The 21,213-nt window shown below is 73.3% G+C and carries 21 protein-coding genes; 7 read left to right on the top strand and 14 right to left on the bottom strand.

The annotated features are described in order from the left end of the window. The 3 genes from ACA514_RS35535 to ACA514_RS35525 form a co-directional block, all read right to left on the bottom strand. Positions 1–831 carry a sulfurtransferase gene (locus ACA514_RS35535; RefSeq protein ID WP_375045659.1) on the bottom strand — a complete coding sequence of 277 codons (831 nt, stop codon included), beginning with the start codon at positions 829–831 and terminating at the stop codon, positions 1–3. Between the two features lie 115 nt (positions 832–946). Then, positions 947–2,071 (bottom strand): alkaline phosphatase family protein, encoded by a 1,125-nt coding sequence (locus tag ACA514_RS35530; RefSeq protein WP_375045658.1) that lies wholly within the window; start codon positions 2,069–2,071, stop codon positions 947–949. A 7-nt stretch (positions 2,072–2,078) separates the two neighbouring features. Then, positions 2,079–2,660 (bottom strand): DUF5998 family protein, encoded by a 582-nt coding sequence (locus ACA514_RS35525; protein WP_375045657.1) that lies wholly within the window; start codon positions 2,658–2,660, stop codon positions 2,079–2,081. Between the two features lie 137 nt (positions 2,661–2,797). On the opposite strand from ACA514_RS35525, the gene ACA514_RS35520 reads away from it, so the two are divergent. After that, a complete protein-coding gene (locus ACA514_RS35520; protein ID WP_375045656.1) occupies positions 2,798–3,139 on the top strand; it encodes a hypothetical protein in 342 nt (113 codons plus the stop codon). Here ACA514_RS35520 and ACA514_RS35515 read toward each other — a convergent pair. Then, entirely contained in the window at positions 3,136–5,580 is a 2,445-nt protein-coding gene (locus ACA514_RS35515; protein WP_375045655.1) for a GNAT family N-acetyltransferase, read from the bottom strand. The genes ACA514_RS35520 and ACA514_RS35515 overlap by 4 nt on opposite strands. A gap of 164 nt (positions 5,581–5,744) precedes the next feature. Here ACA514_RS35515 and ACA514_RS35510 point away from each other — a divergent pair, with 164 nt between their 5' ends. Then, the gene (locus tag ACA514_RS35510) at positions 5,745–6,668 is read left to right on the top strand and encodes a carbohydrate kinase family protein (protein WP_375045654.1); all 924 of its coding nucleotides are present in this window, start codon (positions 5,745–5,747) and stop codon (positions 6,666–6,668) included. A gap of 39 nt (positions 6,669–6,707) precedes the next feature. Here ACA514_RS35510 and ACA514_RS35505 read toward each other — a convergent pair whose 3' ends face one another. Continuing rightward, positions 6,708–7,733 carry a LysR family transcriptional regulator gene (locus tag ACA514_RS35505; protein WP_375045653.1) on the bottom strand — a complete coding sequence of 342 codons (1,026 nt, stop codon included), beginning with the start codon at positions 7,731–7,733 and terminating at the stop codon, positions 6,708–6,710. A 207-nt stretch (positions 7,734–7,940) separates the two neighbouring features. Between ACA514_RS35505 and ACA514_RS35500 the strand changes: the two genes are divergently transcribed. Next, complete coding sequence (locus ACA514_RS35500; protein WP_375045652.1) at positions 7,941–8,150, top strand: hypothetical protein; 210 nt, start codon at positions 7,941–7,943, stop codon at positions 8,148–8,150. Between the two features lie 133 nt (positions 8,151–8,283). On the opposite strand, the gene ACA514_RS35495 is transcribed toward ACA514_RS35500, so the two are convergent. Both ACA514_RS35495 and ACA514_RS35490 read right to left on the bottom strand, forming a co-directional pair. Then, positions 8,284–8,745 (bottom strand): HPP family protein, encoded by a 462-nt coding sequence (locus tag ACA514_RS35495; RefSeq protein WP_375045651.1) that lies wholly within the window; start codon positions 8,743–8,745, stop codon positions 8,284–8,286. Continuing rightward, positions 8,742–9,233 carry a carboxymuconolactone decarboxylase family protein gene (locus ACA514_RS35490; protein ID WP_375045650.1) on the bottom strand — a complete coding sequence of 164 codons (492 nt, stop codon included), beginning with the start codon at positions 9,231–9,233 and terminating at the stop codon, positions 8,742–8,744. The genes ACA514_RS35495 and ACA514_RS35490 overlap by 4 nt, the downstream gene beginning before the upstream one ends. A gap of 84 nt (positions 9,234–9,317) precedes the next feature. On the opposite strand from ACA514_RS35490, the gene ACA514_RS35485 reads away from it, so the two are divergent. Then, complete coding sequence (locus ACA514_RS35485) at positions 9,318–9,890, top strand: CGNR zinc finger domain-containing protein (RefSeq protein WP_375045649.1); 573 nt, start codon at positions 9,318–9,320, stop codon at positions 9,888–9,890. A 330-nt stretch (positions 9,891–10,220) separates the two neighbouring features. On the opposite strand, the gene ACA514_RS35480 is transcribed toward ACA514_RS35485, so the two are convergent. After that, a complete protein-coding gene (locus ACA514_RS35480) occupies positions 10,221–12,314 on the bottom strand; it encodes a RecQ family ATP-dependent DNA helicase (RefSeq protein ID WP_375045648.1) in 2,094 nt (697 codons plus the stop codon). A 146-nt stretch (positions 12,315–12,460) separates the two neighbouring features. Here ACA514_RS35480 and ACA514_RS35475 point away from each other — a divergent pair, with 146 nt between their 5' ends. The 3 genes from ACA514_RS35475 to ACA514_RS35465 all read left to right on the top strand — a co-directional run bounded on the left by ACA514_RS35475 (position 12,461) and on the right by ACA514_RS35465 (position 15,401). Next, complete coding sequence (locus tag ACA514_RS35475) at positions 12,461–13,831, top strand: threonine/serine exporter ThrE family protein (RefSeq protein ID WP_375045647.1); 1,371 nt, start codon at positions 12,461–12,463, stop codon at positions 13,829–13,831. A 79-nt stretch (positions 13,832–13,910) separates the two neighbouring features. Continuing rightward, positions 13,911–14,237, top strand: coding sequence for a hypothetical protein (locus ACA514_RS35470; protein WP_375045646.1), 327 nt, complete (start codon positions 13,911–13,913; stop codon positions 14,235–14,237). 12 nt (positions 14,238–14,249) lie between these two features. Then, a complete protein-coding gene (locus ACA514_RS35465; protein WP_375045645.1) occupies positions 14,250–15,401 on the top strand; it encodes a DUF6745 domain-containing protein in 1,152 nt (383 codons plus the stop codon). A gap of 99 nt (positions 15,402–15,500) precedes the next feature. On the opposite strand, the gene ACA514_RS35460 is transcribed toward ACA514_RS35465, so the two are convergent. The 6 genes from ACA514_RS35460 to ACA514_RS35435 all read right to left on the bottom strand — a co-directional run bounded on the left by ACA514_RS35460 (position 15,501) and on the right by ACA514_RS35435 (position 21,165). Then, positions 15,501–15,887 carry an ATP-binding protein gene (locus ACA514_RS35460; protein WP_375045644.1) on the bottom strand — a complete coding sequence of 129 codons (387 nt, stop codon included), beginning with the start codon at positions 15,885–15,887 and terminating at the stop codon, positions 15,501–15,503. Between the two features lie 270 nt (positions 15,888–16,157). Next, positions 16,158–17,012: an STM4011 family radical SAM protein gene (locus tag ACA514_RS35455; RefSeq protein ID WP_375045643.1), complete on the bottom strand. Its 855-nt coding sequence runs from the start codon at positions 17,010–17,012 to the stop codon at positions 16,158–16,160. Next, a complete protein-coding gene (locus ACA514_RS35450) occupies positions 17,012–18,304 on the bottom strand; it encodes an STM4012 family radical SAM protein (RefSeq protein WP_375045642.1) in 1,293 nt (430 codons plus the stop codon). The genes ACA514_RS35455 and ACA514_RS35450 overlap by 1 nt, the downstream gene beginning before the upstream one ends. Further along, complete coding sequence (locus tag ACA514_RS35445; RefSeq protein WP_375045641.1) at positions 18,301–19,101, bottom strand: STM4013/SEN3800 family hydrolase; 801 nt, start codon at positions 19,099–19,101, stop codon at positions 18,301–18,303. Before ACA514_RS35445 ends, ACA514_RS35450 begins: the two co-directional genes overlap by 4 nt. Then, complete coding sequence (locus ACA514_RS35440; protein ID WP_375045640.1) at positions 19,089–20,174, bottom strand: STM4014 family protein; 1,086 nt, start codon at positions 20,172–20,174, stop codon at positions 19,089–19,091. The genes ACA514_RS35445 and ACA514_RS35440 overlap by 13 nt, the downstream gene beginning before the upstream one ends. Positions 20,175–20,196: 22 nt before the next feature. Beyond that, positions 20,197–21,165: an STM4015 family protein gene (locus ACA514_RS35435; protein ID WP_375045639.1), complete on the bottom strand. Its 969-nt coding sequence runs from the start codon at positions 21,163–21,165 to the stop codon at positions 20,197–20,199. Positions 21,166–21,213 lie beyond the last annotated feature (48 nt).

Here is a 21,213-nt window from a genome sequence, read left to right as displayed (position 1 = left end):
TCAGGAGTCGCCGGTCGCGACAGGCCGGGCCGGATCGGCGACCCAGTTCGACCAGGACCCGACGTAAAGGGCGGCGGGGATGCCCGCGAGGTTCAACGCGAGGATCTCGTGCGCGGCCGTCACGCCCGAACCGCAGTAGGCGCCGACGTCCAGCGCGTCGGTGGCGCCGAGCTGCGCGAACCGCTCGCGCAGCAGCTCCGGCGGCAGGAACCGGCCGTCCACCCCGACGTTCCCCGACGTCGGGGCGTTGCGCGCGCCGGGGATGTGCCCGGCGACGGGATCGACGGGCTCGTTCTCGCCCCGGTAGCGCTCGGCCGCGCGGGCGTCCAGCAGCACGCCCTCCGTCGCCAGCGCCCCGGCCCCCTCGGCGTCCAGCACGGGCAGCCGTCCGGGGCGGGCGAAGAAGTCGCCCGGCTTGACGTCCGGCTCCTCGGTGGTGACCGCGTGGCCCGCCTCCGTCCAGGCCCGGTACCCGCCGTTCAGCACGCGGACCCGGTCGTGGCCGAAGTAGCGCAGCGACCACCAGACGCGCGCGGCGGAGGTGGAGTCGGCGTCGTCGTAGACCACGACGAGCCGGTTCCCCGACACCCCGGCCCGGCGCATCGCGGCCTCGAAGTCGCCGGACCCGGGCAGCGGGTGCCGCCCGGCGGGGCCCGGCGGCCCGGCCACGTCGCGGTCCAGGTCGACGAACACGGCCCCGGGGAGATGGCCCTTGCGGTAGGAGTCGATTCCCGGCGGCCCCGCCAGATGCCAACGCACGTCCAGCAGGACCAGGGGGGTCTGCTGCCGGAGCAGCCGGTCCAGCGCGGGCACTTCGATGAGAGGGTGCACATCGCCAGTTTGACCGTCATCGCCCGGATTAGGGAGGGGCGCCACGGGGTTCGTCACGATCCGCAGCCTACGCACGACAGGCCGCCCGACACGCCGGGGAGCACGGCGCCCCCGGTCAGGGGCGGGTCACCGACAGCAGCGGGACGATCTGCTCGGCGGCGGCGAGCGAGCCGTGCATGCCGACCATCCGGTTCAGCCACGGCTCCCGCTCGGACGCCACGATCGCCAGGTCCCCGTGCGGAACCGCGATCACGTCGCCGATCCGCTCCGCCATCCCGGGCGCGAGGGGGCCGAACCAGCCGTCCGCCACCGCCTCCTCGCGCGGCACCACCCACGCCCGGTCACCGACCGTCGCGGTCCACGCGGCGAGGACGTCGGCGTGGGCGCCCGGCTCGCTGTAGACGTACCGGCAGCGCGCGTCGCCGCCGAGCAGCGCCACCCCCTCGCCCAGTTCCGGCACGGTGTCCGCGTCGACGCGCTCGGCCGGATCCACCATGCCGTGATCGGCGGTGACGTACAGCGCGGCGCCCGCCGGCAGGACCGACGCGAGTTCCCGCACGAGGTAGTCGACGAAGCGCAGCTGATGGCGCCATTCGGGCGAGCCGGTCCCGAACGTGTGCCCGGTCGAGTCGAGGTCCGGGTGGTACACCGTCACCAGGGACCGGTCGCCGCGCCGCAGCGCGAGCTCGGCCCGCCCGACGAGCTGCCCCAGCCCGTCCGCGGCCAGATAGTCGGCGCCGCGGGCCGTGGCGCGGCTGAGCGGCGAGTCCCGGAACCGGCCGAGGGCCACGTAGGCGGCCTCGACGCCGTCCGCCGCGGCCCGCTCGTAGATCGTCGGCGCCGGCTGGAAGCGGGCCGGGTCGACCGTGTCGTCCTGCCAGCGCAGGCAGTTCAGCAGCCGTCCCGTGCCCGGGATCGCGACCTGCAGGCCGAGCAGCCCGTGCCCGCCGGGCGGCAGCCCGGTGCCGAGCGACCCGAGGCTGGTGACGGTCGTCGCGGGGAACCCCGCGGAGATCGGCCCGCCGGCCATCGCGGTCAGGTACGGCGCCTCGTCCGGATGGGCGCGCAGCTGCTCCCAGCCGAGCCCGTCGACCAGCAGGACGCAGGCGCGCGGCAGCGCGGGCAGGCCGAGCACGTTGTGCGCGCCCGGGACGCCCATCGCCGCCAGCACCGACACCGGGACGTCGGCGAGCGCGCCGGCCCCGTACCGGGGGACGGGCGGCGCCGGCCCCCCGCTCAACGGACGCTCACCCGGCGGTCGCCGCCGACAGCTCCTCGGCGAAGGCCAGCACCTGCCCGACGGCGTCCGCGCCGTCCGCCGCCTCGCTCACCCGCAGCGACAGGTCGTCGGCGGTGACGCTGCCGGTGTAGCCGTGGTCGGCCTCGCAGTTCTCGTCGCCGCAGGTCGCCGGCTCCAGGTCGATGTGCGCGATGGCGCCCCAGCCGATCGTCAGCACGACCTCCGTGGGCGGCACCCCCGGCACGTAGGCGGCCGGGTCCGGGACGACGCGCGTCACCGCGACCGACTGGACCCGCTCCAGCTTCACCGCCTCGGTGGTGGTGGACGCGTGGGGCCGCTCCATGCCCTCGCCGGGCGGGTGCTCGTCGGTGTGGCACACCAGCAGCCGGGTCGCGGACAGCACCAGCACGGTCACGTGCCGGCGCACCTCCATCGCGGGGTCGAACGTCGCCTCGTGGTGCACGACGTACGCGACGACGCGCTCGTCCCCTATGGCCGACTCGACCGCGTCCGCGACCAGGGCCGGGTAGTAGCCGCTGCGCTCGATCGCCGTGCGCAAACCATGAGCGGTCGCTCGGGTTTCCCTCATGGCCCCTATCCTGCCCTGTCCAGGGGCGGACGCGCACATGCCCGGCCCGATGGGCGGGTGCTCCGGCGCGCCGCGCGGAGCGGGCCCGGACCGCGGCCCGCACGGGTACCCGATGGGCACGCGGGTACGGGGGTCCCATGGACGAGAAGGACCCGCTGCTGGACGACAAGGACCCGCTGCCGACCCCGCCGCCGGTGCCCCCGCCGACACCGGACCCGGCCCCCGCCCCTGAACCGCTGGTCCCGCCGGTCGAGCCGCCGCCCGGCCCGATGCCGGGGCCCCCGCCGCGGCCGCCCGGGCCCGTCCCGCCGGGGCCCGCGCCCGACCCCGTCCCGCCGGGCCCGCCGCCGGAGCCGACACCGCCCGGACCCGCGCCGCAGCCCACCCCGCCGACGCCGGACCCCGACCCGGTCCCGCCGGGGCCCGAGCCGGACCCGGTCCCGCCGACCCCTGAGCCCGCGCCACCGCCGCCCGGTTAGCGCAGGCGGCGGGGGGCCAGTTCCGTTCGCGGGCCCAGCGGGCGCTCCAGGCGCAGCGCGACGTCGCGCACCGCGACGCCGGACGCGTCCGCCATGACCGGGTCCAGTTCGAGGCGCGCCACCTCGGGCACGTCGTAACCGAGCCTGGACACCCGCAGCAACAGCTCCTCCAGGGCCGCGACGTCCACCGGCTCCGCGCCGCGATGGCCCAGCAGCAGCGGCGCCGTGCGGATGGCGCGGATCAACTCCGCCGCCTCCACGTCCGTCAGGGGCGCCAGGCGGTAGGCGCGGTCGTCGAGGAGCGCGGCGGTCTCGTCGGCGAGGCCGAACGAGACCACAGCGCCGAACGACGGATCCTCCATGGTCACGATCCGGACCGGCACTCCCCCGCCCGCGTCCGGCGCGATCTCGATGCCGTAGCAGGCGAGCAGCTCGGCGGCCTGCTCCGGCGCGGCGTGCACGGGGCCGCCGGAATCGAGCCACCCCTCCACCAGCGCCCGCGCGCGCCTGCGATCGATGCCCGGCAGCTCGGGCAGATGCCCCGCCGGGGTCCACCGCCACTGCGCGTACCGGATGACGTAGGCCAGCGCGCGGACGGCGTCCTCCGGCGCGGCGTACGAGGGCACCGACCCCTCGGCCGCCATCCCGTCCGGGCCGGTGATCCGCAGATCGGCCGGCATGCCCTCCGTCCCCAGGTACGTCGCCACGATCGGCTTGCCGGCGCCCGCCGCCAGCCGCAGGATCTTCTCCGGGACCCGCACGTCGTACCCGCCGATCGTGGGCGGGGTGAACAGCGCCACGACCGCGTCGACCGCGTCGTCCTCCAGCACCCCCGCCAGCGCCGCCTCGTAGTCGTCGGCGTCCGCGCGCGGCCCGAGGTCGACGCGCGGGCGGACCTCCAGGCCCAGCGCGACCGCCGCGTCCTGCGCCAGCAGCCCCAGCGAGTTCGAGTTGTCGATGACCGCGATCCGGTCGCCGGACGGCAGCGGCTGGTAGGCCAGCAGCTGCGCCACGTCGAACAGCTCCGACAGGTCCTCCACGCGGATCAGCCCGGCCTGCTGGAACAGCGCGCTGACCGCGTGGTCGGGCAGGGTCAGCGCCCGGGCGGCGTGCCCGATCGGCACGCCCTGCGTGCTGCGCCCGCTCTTCACCGCCACGATCGGCTTGCGGCGGCCCAGCCGGCGCGCCAGCCGCGCGAACTTGCGCGGATTCCCCAGCGACTCCAGATAGAGGAGGACGGCCTTGGTCGCCGGGTCCTCCTCCCAGTACTGCATCAGGTCGTTGCCGGACACGTCGGCCCGGTTCCCCGCGGACACGAACGTCGACAGCCCCAGGCCGCGCTCCGCCGTCCGCTGCAGGATCGCGATGCCGAGCGCGCCGGACTGGGAGAAGAAGCCGACCGGGCCGCGCCCCGGCAGGGTCGGCGCCAGCGTCGCGTTCAGCCGGACGTCCGGGTCGGTGTTGGCGATGCCCAGGCAGTTCGGGCCGACGACCCGCATCCCGTACGCGCGCGCGAGCCGCACCAGCTCGTCCTGGTCCGCGCGGCCCTCCGGGCCCGTCTCACCGAACCCGGACGACACGACGACCAGGCCCCGCACGCCCTTGCCCGCGCACTGCTCGACGACCTCCCGGACCGCGTCCGCCCGCACCGCGACGACCGCGAGGTCGACGTCGTCGGGGATGTCGAGGACGGACGCGTAGGCCCGCACGCCCGCGACCGCCGTCGCCGTCGGATGCACCGGGTACACCGGCCCGCTGAAGTCCCCGCCCAGCAGGTTCCGCAGGACGGTCTGCCCGACGCTGTGCTCGGCCCGGCTCGCCCCGACCACCGCCACCGACTCCGGGAACAGCAGCCGCTGGATCGACCGGGACTCCGCCCGGTGCTCGCGCGCCGCCATCACCTCCACCGACGTCTCCGTCGGCTCCAGGTCCAGGACGAGCTCGATCACGCCCTCCTCGAACCGCTGCTCGGCCTGGTAGCCCGCCTCGCGGAACACCCGCGTCATCCGCCGGTTGTCCGGCAGCACGCTGGCCACGAACCGGCGCACGCCCCGCTCCCGCGCCGCCGCCGCGATGTGCTCCAGCAGCACCGGGCCCAGCCCGCGCCCCTGATGGGCGTCCTCGACCAGGAACGCGACCTCCGCCGTCTCCGGCCGGTCGTTCAGCATGTCGTACCGGACGACCGCCACCATCTCCCCCGCGATCGTGGCGATCAGCGCGACGCGCCGGTCGTAGTCCACCCCGGTGAAGTGCTCGACCTCACGGTCGGTGAGGTACGGGCGCGGCGAGAAGAACCGGTAGTAGATCGACTCCGGCGACAGGCGCGCGTAGAAGACCCGCAGGAGATCGCCGTCCTCGCTCCGGATGGGCCGCAGATGCGCCGTCCCGCCGTCGCTCAGGACGACGTCGGCCTCCCACTGATCCGGATAACCCTCGGTCACGTACCGAGCGTAAGGCACGGGGCGCCGCCGCCACGCTGAGGAAAAACCCTCGATCCGGGGTTTCGCTGCGCGTTCGAGACCTAATCCGGGGCCGGGAGCTGTTACGGTCGTTCCACGCCCTGGATGCCGCTCGCGCGGGCCGTGTTGATCGAGGTGATGACTCCATGACGCGCGTGGTCGTGGTCGGCGATCTCATGACAGACACCGTGGCTCGTGCCGCGTTCCCGTTGGCGAAGGGCAGTGACACGCCCGCCGCCGTGACGATCCATGGAGGGGGTTCGGGCGCCAACGTCGCGTCCTGGCTCGCCCTGGAGGGGATCGAGGTCGCCTTCGTCGGCCGCCGCGGCTCCGACATCGCGGGACGCAACCGCGACATGGAGCTGATGGGGTACGGCGTCGACGCCCGCCTCGTCATGGACCAGGAGCGCCCCACCGGCACCTGCGTGGTGATGGTCACCCACAAGGGCGACCGGACCATGCTGTCGGACCCGGGCGCCAACGCGGCGCTGCTCCCCGAGGACATCGAGCGCTGCAAGGACCTGTTCTCGCAGGGCACGCACCTGCACCTGTCCGGGTACTCGCTGATCAACGAGGGCTCCCGCAAGGCCGCCATCCACACCCTCGAACTCGCCCGCCAGGCGAACATGTCGGTGTCGGTCGACGGCGGTTCGTCCTCCCCGCTCAAGCGGATGGGCGCCGAGCCGTTCCTGGAGTGGACGCAGGGCGCCCGGCTCCTGGTCGTCACCGGCAAGGAGGCCGAGATCCTCACCGGCCGCGAGAACCCGGCCGCGGCCGCCAAGGTGCTCACCGCCTGGTACCCGCAGGTCGTGATCAAGGTCGGTGCCGACGGCGCGCTCTGGTACACCAACGGCCGCCCCGAGCCCGTCACGGTCGCCGCCGAGCCGGTCGAGAAGGTCGTCGACGGCACCGGCGCGGGCGACGCGTTCGTCGCCGGCTTCCTGCCGCCCTGGCTGGACGGCAAGCAGCCCGCCGACGCCCTCACCGCCGGCTGCCACCTGGCCGCCCAGGCCACCCAGCACCTCGGTGCCCGCCCGTCCCTCGACGTGGTCGACAACCAGATCAAGTAGCGGAGCGCCCCGCCCTGCGCGGTCAGGCGGGCGGGGCGGTCAGGCGAGCGGGGTGTAGGTCCGGACGTCCTCGCGGACGGCCGCCCAGAGGCGGTTGAGCGGGTGGTCGGCGCCGTAGCGCTCCAGGTCCGCGCGGCGGACGAAGGCGCCGGTCATGAGCTCGGCCTTCGGCTCCAGGTCGTCGTGCAGGGCGATCGCGCGCAGCGGGACGGTGCCCGGGTCGTCCTGCGCGGCCATCCCGCGCCCGATCGAGCCGGTGACGATCATGCAGCCGCGGACGAAGCCGGAGCGCAGCAGCGACAGGCCGTAGTGCACGTCGTCGATGTCGGCGACGACGGTCAGCCGGTCCCGGAAGGCGGGGCCGTACCAGGTGGCCAGCAGGTCGGCGACCAGGCCGGCGGGCGGCAGCACCAGCGGGACGCGGCCGAGGCGGCTGGTGCGGACCGGGGCGTCCGGCAGCTCGCCGTCCGGCAGGTTGGTCAGCAGCAGCGCCTGCCCGCGCGCGTACTCGACCACCTCGTACTCCTTCAGCCGCCGGTCGCCCTCCGGCGTGCTGACGATGCTGCCGCAGACCAGGTCGACCTGCTTGGTCTCCAGCCGGGACCACAGGTCCTTGGTGCGGACGTGGGCGACCTTGAACTCGACCTCGCGCTGCCGGAACTCCTCCGACACCGCCGCCCACGCGCGCGACACGATCGGCAGGGTGAACTCGGTGGTGCCGACCGTCAGCATCCGGCCGAGCCGGCGGCGGCTCCAGTGGATCGACTCCAGCCAGTTCGCGACGGTCGTGCGGGCCAGTTCCACGGTCGTCTCGCCCGTCGGGGTGAACAGGTAGTCCTTGCCCCGGCCCTGCCGGACGGTCAGCACCTCGCCGCACAGCGCCTGGCTGTTGCGGTTGAGGGTGTCCAGCTGCTTCTGGACGCTGGACTGCTCGCGGCCGAGCGCCCGCGCGGCGCGCAGCGCGGACCCCGTCTCGTGCACCACCAGCAGCGTCCGCAGCTGGTCGAACGTGGTGTCCAGCAGGCCCGGCGGGCAGTCGAGGAGCGCGTCGAGGGTCGATGACACGGGGAGGGACATTACTACCTGCTCCTTCGCCCTGCTCTTTCGCCCGCTCCGCGGTCCCGCCGAAATGGCCGGCCGTTCATTTGAGCGGGAAATGATGACATTTCCCGCTCAACTTATCTCAAGATGTTCTCCCAAACAGCTGGACATGGTTTTCTGACCTCTAGAACACTTCCCTCTCGTCGCCCCCGTACCCGAGGAAGCAGATCCGTGACGCCGACCGATCCCGCGCAGACCGTCCCGCCCGCCCACGCGCGGCCGCCGGAGAAGATCGCCGTGCCGGTCGTGCCCTCGGCCGTCCCGCCGCAGCCGGAGGACCGGCTCGTCTACTCGGCCATGCGGGACGAGCCCGCCGGGAGGATCACCCACCCGGGCGGCGGCCCCCGGGGGCTGAAGGTCCGCCCCCAGAGGGTGCACTGACCCCGGTTCGCCGCGGCCCTTCTCCGCCGCGGCGCCCGGACCGGACACCGGTCCGTGCGCGGGGCCGCGCGCACGGGCCGGTCCCCATTCACACCGCCCGCGCCTACAGGGGCGCGCGGGCGGCGCCTCGCGGTCACGGCCGGGCCGAACCCGCCTCCGCGCGGGTCCGGCCGCCCGGGAGCGGCAGCGCGGCGAGCGCCGCCACCCCGAGCGCCCCGGCCAGCAGCGCGACCGCCGGCGCCACCGCCCCGCCGGCTCCCACGAGGGCGGCGGACGCCACCGCCGGAGCGTGGAACCGCCCGGCGAGCACCATGGCCGCCACCGCCAGACCGGCCCCGGCGGTCGCCGCGACCGTGCCGGGGCCGGCGGCCAGCGCCACCGCGAACCCCGCGGCGACCGACAGCGCGTGCCCGGCGAGTACGGCCGACGCCCGCGCCGCCGGGGTCCCGGGAGCGACCGCGAGGAGCGCGGCGGACGCCGCCAGCGGCGGGGCCAGCAGCGGCTCGTCCACCACCGCCTGCACCACCCCCAGCGGCACCAGCATCACGAGCGTCGCCCAGACCGGACGCAGCCGCGCATTCACACGCGCGTTCACAACGGCAGCCAATCGTTCTCCGTCCCGGCGACCTTGTTGACGTAGTTCGTCAGCGTCTGCAGCGCGACGATCCCGATGATCTCCAGGACCTGCGCCTCGCTCCACCCGGCCCGCCGCACCGCCGCGTCGTCGGCCCGGCCGCGGCTCTCGGTCAACTCCCGGGCGAACGCCACCGCGGCCGCCTCCTTCGCGTCCGCGGACGTCCCGGCCTTCGCCGCCTCCACCTCGGCGTCGCTCAGCCCGGCGCCGCGGGCGCCGTGGGTGTGCGCCGCGACGCAGTAGCCGCAGTCGTTCGCCGCGCCGACCGCCAGCGCGATGCGCTCGGCCGTCGCGGGCGGCAGCGACGCCTTCTTGAGCGAGCGGGACAGCCCCAGGTATCCGTCCAGCACCGCGGGCGCGTTCGCCATGACCCGCAGCATGTTCGGCACGCGGCCGAGGCGCTTCTCCAGCGCGTCCAGCTTCGGATCGTTCCGCACGGCCTCGATCATGACGCGCTCCTTCTAACGGAATCCAACGAGCTGATCCGTTATAACATAACGGCGATCAAGTCCACATGCCGTTAGACTTGTGACATGAGCGACGAACCGCCGGCGCTTCGCCTCGCCGGGACGATCCGCGCCGGGCGCACCGGCCTGACCGACCGCTTCGCCACACTCGAGGGCCTCACCGCCTGGGTCCGCGAGCAGGACCTGTCCCCCTACCTCGACACGGCCGCGTTCACGGCGGACGAGGCCGTCCGCGCCCAGGTCGTGGAACTGCGCCAGGCCGTCCGCGCGCTCTTCGCCCGCCTCGTCGCCCCCGCGCCGCCCAGCCGCGCGGACGCCGACGCGCTGCCGCCCTTCGACCAGGCCCTCGCCCTGCTCAACCGCGCCGCGTCCCCAGTCCTGCGGCAGCTCCGGTGGCAGGACGAGCCGCGCGAGGAGTTCACCCCCACGGTCGACGGCACCGCCGCGCGGCTGACCGCGGCCCTCGCCGACGCGGCCATCGGCTTCTTCACCGACCCGATCGCGGACCAGGTGCGGGTGTGCCCTGCGCCACGCTGCGTGCTCTACTTCGTCAAAAGGCATCCGCGTCAGGAATGGTGCTCCATCGCCTGCGGGAACAGGGCGCGTGCCGCCCGCCACTACCACCAGCACCACCGCTGACCGCGGCCCACGCCCGGAACGCGCATTCGACCGAACAAGCGAAGACATGCGCGCCGTCAGACTCACCGAGTACGGCGCCCCTCCGCGCTGACCGCGGCGGAACCACCGCGCCCGAACCGGCCCCGGACACGCACGTGCAGCCGTCCGCATCGCCGAGGTAACCCCACCGACGCCAAGACAAGGCCGGGCCCCAAGACGGCCAGCATCCCGCTGCCCGGCGCCCGAGGCCCCGACGCGAAGATCTCCGCCATCGCGAACACGCAGGCCGGAGCCCGGCGTGGGTCGGCGCCCGGCGTGGGCGGGAGCCCGGCGTGGGCCGGGGGTGGGTGGTCAGTTGGGGGTGGCGAGGACGAGGGGCAGGATCGTCTGGGCTCCCGCCTCTTTCAGCAGGCGGGTGGCCACGGTCATGGTCCAGCCGGTCTCTATGCGGTCGTCGACGAGGAGCAGGGGGCCTGGGGCCTCCTTCGCGGCGATGGCGACGGGGTCGGGGATCGTCAGCGAGTTCCACACCGAGCGGAGGCGCTGGGCGCTGTTGTGCCGGCGCGGGACGGGCTCGCCCATCGGGACCAGCTCGCCCAGGTAGGGAAGGCGGCCGATCTCGGCGATGCGGTGGCCGAAGGTGCTCACGAGGCGGGGACGGGAGCGCGACCCGATCGTGATGACGCCGGTGGGGCGGGCGGGCCAGTCCCAGGCGGCGAGGACCTTCACCACGGCGTCGACCATGTCGGCGGGGATGTCGGTGTCGCCGGCGGCGAACAGGTCGCGGAGCCGGTTGCCCCAGCCGATGTCGGTGAGCCGGCCGAGGGCGCGTCCGGTGCCGGCCTGCAGGTCCGGCTTGATGCGGCCGGAGACGCCGAGGTCGTCCTTGACGCCGGTGGGCCACATGCGGCGGGGCGCGACGTCGACGCCGGGACGGTGCAGGCGGTCGCGGGCCTGGGCGGCGCCCTCGGAGGTGACCTCGGCGGGCCGGTGCTCGCCGGTGCAGTTGTCGCAGCGGCCGCAGGGCGCCGCGGCGGGGTCGTCCAGCTGGGCGCGGAGGAACTCCTCGCGGCAGGACGTCGTCGCGATGTAGTCGAGCATGGCCTGCTGCTCGCGGCGGCGTTCGGACGTGACGCGCTCGTAGCGTTCGCGGTCGTAGGACCAGGGGCGGCCGGTCGACGTCCAGCCGCCCTTCACCCGGTGGACGGCGCCGTCGACGTCGAGGACCTTCAGCATCATCTCCAGGCGGTTGCGGCTCAGGTCGACCTGGGGTTCGAGGGCGCCGGTCGACAGCGGGCGGTCGGCGGCGTCCAGCACGTCGAGGGTGGCGCGGACCACCTGCTCCGGCGGGAACGCGAGACTGGCGAAGTAGGCCCAGATCTCGCGGTCCTCCCGGCCGGGCAGCAGGATCACCTCGGCGCGGTCGACGCCGCGGCCGGCGCGCCCGATCTGCTGGTAGTAGGCGACCGGCGACTGCGGCGCGCCGACGTGCACGATGAAGCCGAGGTCGGGCTTGTCGAAGCCCATCCCGAGGGCGCTGGTGGCCACGAGCGCCTTCAGCCTGTTGGCCTGGAGGTCCTGTTCGGCCTGGAGGCGCTCGGCGGGGTCGGTCTGGCCGGTGTAGACGGCCACCTCGTGGCCGCGGTCGCGGAGGTATCCGGTGATCTCGTGGGCGGCGGCGACGGTGAGGGTGTAGATGATGCCCGATCCCGGCAGGGACGCCAGGTGCTCGCCGAGCCAGGCGATGCGCTGCTCGGCGGTGGGCACGCTGACGACCGAGAGGTGGAGCGAATCGCGTTCGAGCGGGCCGCGCAGGACGAGGGCGTCGTCGCCGGCGAGCTGCTCGGCGACGTCCTGGGTGACGCGGGCGTTGGCGGTGGCGGTCGTGGCGAGGACGGGGACGCCGGACGGGAGTTCGGCCAGCAGGGTGCGCAGGCGCCGGTAGTCGGGACGGAAGTCGTGGCCCCAGTCGGAGATGCAGTGCGCCTCGTCGACGACGACGAGGCCCGCCCCCGCGGCGAGCTGCGGCAGCACCAGGTCGCGGAAGTCGGGGTTGTTGAGCCGTTCGGGGCTGACCAGCAGGACGTCGACCTCGCCGGCCTCCACCTCGGCGAAGATCCGCCGCCAGTCGTCGGTGTTGGCGGAGTTGATCGTGCGGGCGTGGATGCCGGCCCGGTCGGCGGCCTCGATCTGGTTGCGCATCAGCGCCAGCAGCGGTGAGACGATCACGGTCGGGCCGGCGCCGCGCTCGCGCAGCAGCCGCGTCGCCACGAAGTAGACCGCGGACTTGCCCCACCCGGTGCGCTGCACGACCAGGGCGCGGCGCCGGTCGACGACGAGGGCGCGGATGGCCGTCCACTGGTCGTCGCGGAGGCGGGCGTGCTCGCCGGCGAGGGCGCGCAGGCAGCGCTCGGCGTCGTCGCGGAGTCCGTCGGGAGTGCTCATGGCTCCTTGGTATCAGCGCAGCTCGGACGGTCGCACCAGAATCACGTTCTGTGGATATCCGCACGGGTCCCGCCGGTGATCAAGGGATCGGCCGCGGGTAGCCTGCCGGGAAGATCGGTTTCACGGCGGAAGGACACCTGCGGGGGATGGGCGCGGCGGAACGCTTGCGGCGGACATGGCACGTCCTGATGGACGGGTCGCCGCCGGAACCCCCCGAGGACGAGCCGAGCGAAGTCGTCGACCCCCGCGCGGTCGACCTGGTCCTGCGCGTCGGCGAGCTCCTGCTGGCCAGCGGCGAGACCACCGAGCGCGTGAACGAGGCGATGCTGGGCCTGGCGGTCGCCTACGAACTCCCCCGGTGCGAGGTCCAGGTGACGCTGACCAGCATCCTTGTCTCGGCCCATCCCGGCAAGGGCGCGCCGCCGATGACGGGGGCCCGTGCCATCCGGCGCCGCACGCCGGCCTACTGGCGCCTCACCAGGTTGCACGCCCTCGTCCAGGAGGCGTCCATCGGGATGCTGGAACTGGACGAGGCCCATAGACGGCTGGCGCTGATGAAGAGGGGGCGCGGCCCGTACCCGCCGTGGCTCATCGTCGTCTCGCTGGGGCTCATCGCCGCCTCGGCCAGTGTCCTTTCCGGCGGCGGGCCCCTGGTCGCGGGGACGGCGTTCGCCGCCACCCTGCTGGGCGACCGCACCGCCGCGGCCCTCGCCCGCCGCGGCATCGCCGAGTTCTTCCAGCTGACGGTGGCCGCCGCGCTCGGCGCGGCGGGCGCCGCCATCGTGGTCGCGATGGGCAACCCGGAGCACGCCTCGACCATCGTCACGGGCGCGATCCTCGCGCTGCTGCCGGGGCGGCCGCTGGTGGCGAGCATCCAGGACGGCATCACCGGCGACCTCGTCAGCGCGGCCGCGCGCGGGCTGGAGGTCTTCTTCATGATCGCCGCCATCGTCGCGGGCCTCGGCGCCGTCGTGTACATCGCGGTGAACGTCAACGTGCCGATCGACGTGAGCCACCTGCCCACCGCGCCGGCGACGCTGAGACCCGTCCCCCTGATGGCGGCCGCCGCGGTCTCGGTGACGTTCGCCGTGTCGCTCGCGGCGCCGCGGGACGTGCTCCTGGCCTCCGCCCTCGGCGGCGCGCTGATCTGGACGCTCTACGTGCTGCTCAGAGGATGGAACGTTCCGCCCGTGCTGGCCTCGGCGGTGGCGGCGATCGTCGTCGGCGTGCTGGCGAACTGGCTGGCGCGCCGCCACGGGGCCCCGGTGATGCCGTACGTGGTGCCGGCCATCGGTCCGCTGCTGCCGGGGACGGCGCTCTACCGCGGGATGGTCGAGCTGAACACCGGCTCCCCGCAGTCGGGAGTGCTGAGCCTCATCGGTGCGCTGTCCGTGGCCCTCGCGCTGGGCGCCGGCGTGAACCTCGGTGGCGAGCTCGTGCGCGCGTTCCAGCGCGTCGGGCTCACGGCGGGCGGACGCTGGGCACGGCCTGCGGCGCGCCGTACCCGGGGCTTCTGACCCCGCCCCCTCGGGTCGCCTCTGGGACTGGCGCCCCTGGCCCGCCGGAACTGTCGGTGGCGGCCGCTACGTTCGCGGCATGTACCGACAGGGAGACGTCCTGATCCTGCCCGTGCCCGAGGAGGAGGTCCCGCGGTCCGTCCGGGACCTTCCGCCCTCCCCGAGGGACGGACGTGGGCGCATGGTGCTCGCGCTGGGCGAGGCGACCGGGCACGCGCACGCGCTGTCCGCGCCGGGTTCACTGCTGCGGGTCCCCGACCCGCTCGCGCCCGACCACCTTCACCTGCCGTCCGGGGGACGGCTCGTGCACGAGGAGCACGCGGCGATCACCCTGCCCAAGGGCTGGTACAGGGTGATCCGCCAGCGCGAGTACGTGCCGGGCTCCGTCCGGGTCGTGGCGGACTGAGGGGCGGCGGACGTGTTCACCGAGATGCGGCGTGAAGCGCACTTCGTGGTCGGCGACTGGCAGTCGGCCGCGTTCCGCACCGATCCCGCCGACCGCATGCGGGCCGAGATGGCAGTGGCGGCCGCCTACGCGGCCGCCGGCCTGGCCGTCCCCGAACGGTTCTTGTGGGTGCCCTCGCCCGCGCGCGGGGCCGTCGTCGCCGCCGTGCTCGGCGGGCATTCCGGGGTGTTGCGGAAGGCCGAGCTCGACGGTCTGGTCGAGCAGGCCGACACCGACCTCGATGGGGCACCCGCAGGGGCGAGCGTCCTGGCCGACGTGCGGACCGGCCCATGGGAGGCCGAACGTACCGCGGCCTGCTCCGAACAGGGGCCGGAGCAGTGGCCGCGGACCTGGAGCGAGACCGGCGGCCTTCTCTGGAACCCGATCCAGTCGCTGGTCACGCGGGTGCGCGGGGCCGTCGGAGAGCAGGCGCGGGCCGGGTCCGCCAGGGCCGGCGACGCGCAACCGACACCGGAGGAGAACGCGGCGGAGGCGCTCCTGCGGGCCGCGACGCTCGACGCCGTCCTCGGCCAGCACGACGCGCCGTGGCTGGCGTTGTTCGAGTCGCTGGGCCGGCTGGAGGGGCCCCTGGCGGGCCTGGCGGAAGCGGCGCGTTCGACCGGCTGGTGGTGGCCCTACGAGCGGCTGGTCGTCATGTCCGAGCGTCCGTGCGAACTGCACCGGGACGAACCGGGACGGCTGCACCGCGGTGACGGCCCGGCGCTGGCCTATCCCGACGGGTTCTCCCTGCACGCGTGGCGCGGCATGCCGATCCCGCCCGATTTCGTGGCCTCGCTCACCGGCCTCACGGCGGACCGCATCTCCTCGGAGGAGAACGCTGAGCTGCGCCGGGTCATGCTGGAGATATTCGGCTATGACCGCTATCTGGCGGAGACGGGCGCCCGGCCCCTGCACCAGGACGAGACCGGTGTGCTGTGGTCCATCGACCTCCCCGGTGACGAGCCCGTCGTCATGGTCGAGGTGGTCAACTCCACGCCGGAACCGGACGGCACGCACCGCACCTACTACCTGCGTGTCCCGCCGTCCACGCGCACCGCGCGCGCGGGCGTGGCGTGGACGTTCGGCGTCGACGAAGCCGACTATCACCCGCGGAAGCAGACGTGAGCCCCTGGACGGCGGCTCCCGGGAGATGCGCGCCGTCCGTGCTCGTGGCGGGGGCCTCTTGGTAGCACTTCCCCAGTCACCAAGAGGCGCCCGCCCGGTTCAGGGAGTGATGGCCTGCGCCCAGGTGACCTTCCCCTCGTCGGTGGCCCGCCATCCCCAGGCACGGGCCAGCGCACCGACGAGGAAGAGCCCGCGGCCGCTTTCGGCCTGCATGTCGTGCGGGGGCTCGGCCGGCCCCTCGGGATTGTCGTCCCATACCTCCACCATGGCCGTCTTGTCGTCGGGCAGGTACAGCACGAGAGTGACGGCGCTGGCATGACGGATCGCGTTGGTGACCAGTTCGCTCGTGATGAGCTCGACGTCGCCCGTGGTGTCCGGGCGGTCCCATCCCTCCAGCGCGGCGCGGACGATGTCGCGCGCCGCACGCACCGATGTGTCCACCGGTCTCAGCGCGAGGACGAAGTGAGGGCGTTCGAGAAAGTCCACGGCATCGCCTAACGGTCGCCTGCTACCGCCAGCATGCGCCCTCAGGGGCGGGCGTGCACGGGATCCGATCCCTCCGTCCGCACCATCGGCGCGGTTCGGCCACCGCCTGATTCGTTCACCGTTCGCAGTCATTCGGCTCCGTGTAGTGACCATCGCGGACCACCCACAGCGTGGCGGGCCCGGCGGAGAATTGCAAGGTGGTACGGGACGCCCGCCGCACCGGTCGTCCGGCATGGTCGGGGCAGGTCGCAGGGGTGGGTCACCCTCCGGCTACATCTGGCCGAGCAGCGCGGGGACGCGTTCGAGGACACCCCCGGCGAACGTGTCGTAGAGGCCGAGCGGCTCCAGGTGGACATAGCCGATATGGCAGTCGCACGTGTCCTGCGGGCAAGGTCGCGGGGCGAGGGCATCGCGGAACGAACCGTCATAGAGGTTGCCCATAACGGACGGGACGAAGTGGCAGCGGCGCACCGTGCCCTCTCCGTCGACCGACACGACGGTGTCACCGGTGCGGCAGGCGAGACCGCGGCTCGCGTGCGGACGGCGGCTGACCGGGAACAACGGGTCCAGCGCCGTCCAGCAGGCGGCCTCCTCCTCGCTGTAGGCGCGTCCCTCGGCGGCGTTGACCCACAGATAGGTGCCGGCGGGCAGTTCGGCGCGGAGGCGGCGTGCCGCCTCCAGGTGCTCGGGCTCGCCGACGATCCCGACGCTGTGGCGGATGCCTCGTTCGGTGAGTTCGCGGCACTTTCCCAAGAAGCGCTCATAGGGAACCTGGCCGGGGTGGTACGTCGCCCACAGCGCGAGCTTGGACGGGTCCGCCCCGGACGTCCACGAGACCCGGTGGCTGAGGTTGGTCTGGATCGCGACGCGCTCGACGTGCGGGAAATGGCTCAGTTCGGTGAGCGCCCGCCGGTACCAGGACCTGATGAGCCCTTCGCCCCAGGGCGTGAACAGGATCGACACGCGGTGGTCCTGGTCGGCGACCCACTCGGTGAAGCGCTCAAGGGCGGCCCGGTCGGCGCGCAGTTGCTCGGGTGTGTCGCGCCGTTTGGCGAAGGGGCAGTAGGGACAGTCGTAGTCACAGCTGGCGAGCGGCCCTCTGTAGAGGATCGTGAGGTGTTCCATCAGCGCGCCTTGTAGGAGGCCATCATTTCCTTCACCTGACGGGAGAACAGCGCCGGGCCGACGGCATCGGAGTGGGCGAGGCCCTCGGGGGTCAGCCGGATGGTCACGTCGGTCGTTTCCAGCCAGCCGCGGTCGTCGAGCGTTCTCAGGTCGGCGGAGAAGTCGGCGCAGGGGTCGGTCCCGAAACGCGCCTTGTAGGAGCCCCGATCGAGCCCGCTCGCTTGAAGGAGCGACTGGAGGAAATGGCGTCGGCGCTGTTCCTCCGCGTCCAGTCCGAATCCGACCCGCGCGGTGCTGAAGTCGTCCTCGCGCACGTAGCCGTCGATGATGGACCGGACATGCCGCTGCTCGACCGCGTACTCGAACGAGTAGTGCAGGCCGGCCGTGTACGAGCGCGCTCCGCAGCCCAGGCCGACCATTCCGTCGGTCTGGCAGCAGTACTCCGTACCGCCCGACCCATGGTCCGGCAACCGGAACATGCGCATCGAGACCTGCTCATAGCCTTCGCCGAGGAGATGGTCCCGGCCGATCCGGTACAGGGTGAGGCGCTCGTCGTCCCACTCCTGCGCGCGACGTCCCAGGCCGGTGAGCGGGCGGACATAGAGCGGGTAGAGGTAGATCTCCTCCGGACGCCATTTCAACGCGGCGTTCAGGGAATGCAGCCATGTGGCGGGCGTCTGCCCGTCGATGCCGTAGATGAGGTCGATGTTGAGCGCCCGGAAGCCCACGGCCCTGATCCGGTCGAGGGCCGCCTCCACTTCGGCGCGCTTCTGGGGGCGCACCGCGGCGCGCGCCTCCTCGTCGATGAAGCTCTGCACGCCGATGGAGACGCGGGTGGTGCCGCGTTCCGCGAGCACGGTCAGCCGGTCCGTGGTCGCGGTGGCCGGGGACGTCTCCACTCCCAGCGGGACCGCGCCGAAGCCGGGGAACCTTTCGGCGATGTCGCAGAGCCGTTCCAACTCCGGCGCGGTGAAGTAGGTGGGGGTTCCGCCGCCGAACGCGGCGGTGGCTAGCGATGCGCCGCCGCCCAGCGCGTCCAGTACCGCGGTCGCCTGGCGGTCGAGGGCGTCGAGATACGCACCGGTCAGTTCTTCGGGCGCGCCCGTCCGGGTGAAGAGGTTGCAGAAGCCGCACCTCATCTCGCAGAACGGCACGTGCATGTAGAGGAACAGCGAGTCCGATGGTTCTGCCGCCCACACTTCCCGCAAGGAGGGTTCGGGTTCCAGCGGACGGTACGCGGTCTTGTGCGGATAGGCGTAGACGTACGCCTGGTAGGGGGCGGTGGTGGTCACGAAAGAACGAACTCCCCGTACGGAACCGTCCACACGACCTCATGGCCGATGCGGTGACCGGTGTGGCCGTCCTCTCCGTACGCCGTCCCGTGGTCGGAACAGACGATGACGAAGCAAGGACGGCGCATCAACTCGAACAAGCGCCCTATGTGAGCATCGACATGGCGTAGTGCGGCGGCGTGGCTGGCACGCGTGTCCCCGTGCGCGCGCGTAGCGCCGTCCAGGTAGAACCAGTTGGGCTGATGCAGGGACGCGACGTTCAGGAGCAGGAACAGACGGCGCTCGGCGGGCAGCCGCGCCATGACGTCGGCTATCCGGTCGAGTTGGTTGGGCAATGACGCAGGGTCGGCCACGCCGAATCCGGGCTCCCAATGGCTCTCGGCGAACAGCGATGGGAGTACGGACCCGAGCGGGGTGAGCTTGTTGAAGAAGCCGACGCCGCCGACGCACACCGTGTGGTAGCCGGCGGACGCGAGCCCGGTGGGCAGGTCTGCGGCGTCGAACGTCCAGGTCCCGGCCGCGGTCGTCTCGCTGCCCGGAAATGTCCCCGCGAACGGTCGCGGGTGCGGGCCGGGGGACGCGGGCGTGGGAAGGAAACCGGCCAGCATCGCCGAGTGCGCGGCATAGGTGAAACTGCCTGGCGTGTGGCGGCGTTCCCAACGGCCCCCAGGGAGGAGCGAGGCCAGGATGGGCGTCTCGCCGGCGGCGGCCAGTTCGGCGGCCACGTCGTACCGCAGCGTATCGAGCGTCACCAGCAGCAGGTCATGGCTGCCGATGACCTCGTTCATGTCGTGCATACGGCGACGGTCTCCGGCAGCGCGGCTCCGATCTGGGCGGCGTAGGTGTCCAGTCCCTCCGCCGGGCCGCCGACCAGGCCGGTGAGCCCGGGGAGCAGATCGCCGAACGCGTTGACCTCGCAGACGGCGAACCGCTTCATCCCATGGAGGACGAGCAGGTCGACGCCCACCATCGGGCTCCGTGGGAAACAGGCCGCCGCCCGCGCGCACACGTCGAGCGCCCGGCGCCAGCCATCCGGCCCGAGCGCGCGCCGGACCGCTGCGATGTCGCCTCTCGTGCCACCGAGGTGCAGGTTGGTCATGGGACTGCGGCTCGTCCGGGCGACCACGTGCGTGGGAGTGCCGCCGATGACGACGACCCGCAGGTCGAACACCCGGCCGCCGAGCGACGCCTTGGGCAGCCACCGCTCCACATGCAGCCCGTCGGGCGCGAGAGAGTCGACGAGCACCGCGACCTCCCGCTCCGTCTCGTAGGCGCGGACCCGCAACGAGTTGAACAGGCCGCCCTCGCTCAAGGCGGCCGACGTGACGGCCCGGACGCGGCCGCCCGGCGCGGTCTGCAACGCGACGACGCCCGACGCCGACGAACCGTGCGCCGGCTTGAGGAAGACCCTCCGCTCCCCCAGCTCGGCCATGTGCGCGCGCAGTTCCGCGTAGGAACCCACTGGCGGGAGCGCGTGCGGAACGGGCACGCCCTGGGCCGCCATCCGTGCGTGCGATCGCCGCTTGTCGAACATGACCGCGATCTCCTCGACGTCGCCGAGGAGGCGGGCGCCCGCGCGCGCGGCGGCGTCCTGGATACGCTCCAGGCTCGCAGTGAACGTCGCGTACCAGCGTCCACCGCCGCCCACACGCGACGGGTCACCGGGCCCGCGCAGGAGCGCGTCCGCCGCAGGGTCCTCTCCCGGGGAGTCGACGCGGAGCACGTCACCGGGGTTGAGGACGATGTTCGCGCCGCGCAGTACGTCCGTCCAAGCGATGAGCCGGGGTTCGGGCAGGCCGCACGACCGGCACGCTCGCGCGAACAGGTCGGGACGCCGGTCGCCCGGCGTCCCGACCACGACGAACCTCATCCGACCACCGCGCCGCGAGAGCTCATTCCGACACCGCGATGTAGTGCCAGTCGCCTTGCGGCTTCTCCTGCTCGCTCAGATCGACCTCGACGCCGGGGAGCGCGGCCTTCACCCGTTCCACCATGGCGTCGGACAGGAAGTGGTGGTGCAGGTCCAGCCTGAGCAGGTGGGTGAGGGGCTGTCCGGACAGCAGCGCCTCCGCGCCCCGGTCGGTGAGGATGCCCATCGCCAGGCTCAGCGACGCGAGCCGCGCCACGACGGGCGCGCCCGCGACCGCCGCGGCGATCTCGTCCTGGATCTGGCTGTCCTCCAGGCCGAGATGGCGCAGCGCGGGCAGCCGCTCGCCGGACAGGAACGGGGCCAGGTCCGCGACGGTCGCGTCGCCGCCGTAGCCGTCCTCGCCCAGCCACAGGTCGAGGTGCTCCAGGTTCGGCAGGTCGCTCGCGCCCACGGCCTGGACGATCCGTGCGGGCAGCCCGCCCGACTCGAAGCGCAGCGCGCGCAGGCTGGTGCTCTCGATCGGGGACAGCACGAGGCCCTGCGCGCCGCGGATCTCGAAGCCCTCCAGGCCCGGAAAGGCGGTGAACAGCGGCGAGATGTCGCCGTGCTCGATCCAGGAGATCTCCGACTCCTCGGCGGTGATGTCACCGAGGAAGAGCGCCTTCAGGTTCGGGAAGGCCCCGGCGTTCTCCGTCAGCAGCGCCACCGGGTCGGCGTGGTTCTCGTCGTAGGACGCGCCCCAGTAGCCGACTATCAGGGCCGTCACCTCGGTGGTGTCGACGGTCTCCAGGAACCGCGCGAACGTGTCGGCGAAGGGCTCCTCGTCGAACATCGTCCCGACGTACCAGGCGGCATCGCCGGCGGGCGGGAGGTCATCGTCGGCCTCCTCCCCGCCGGCCATGGCGTCGCCGTGCTCGTCCACTCCCGTCTCGCAGTCGAAGGTGGCCACCGGCAGACCGGCGAACTCGTCCAGATGCTGATAAACGCCCATGGGACCCTTTCGGAAGCTCGTCGGCACCATGTCCTATCAGGACCGACG

The organism is Actinomadura sp. NTSP31, assembly GCF_041951385.1.
GTDB classification, from domain to species: domain Bacteria; phylum Actinomycetota; class Actinomycetes; order Streptosporangiales; family Streptosporangiaceae; genus Spirillospora; species Spirillospora napierensis.
The sequence above is the reverse complement of the archived record's forward strand: the minus strand, read 5'-3'. Positions and strand labels throughout refer to the sequence as shown.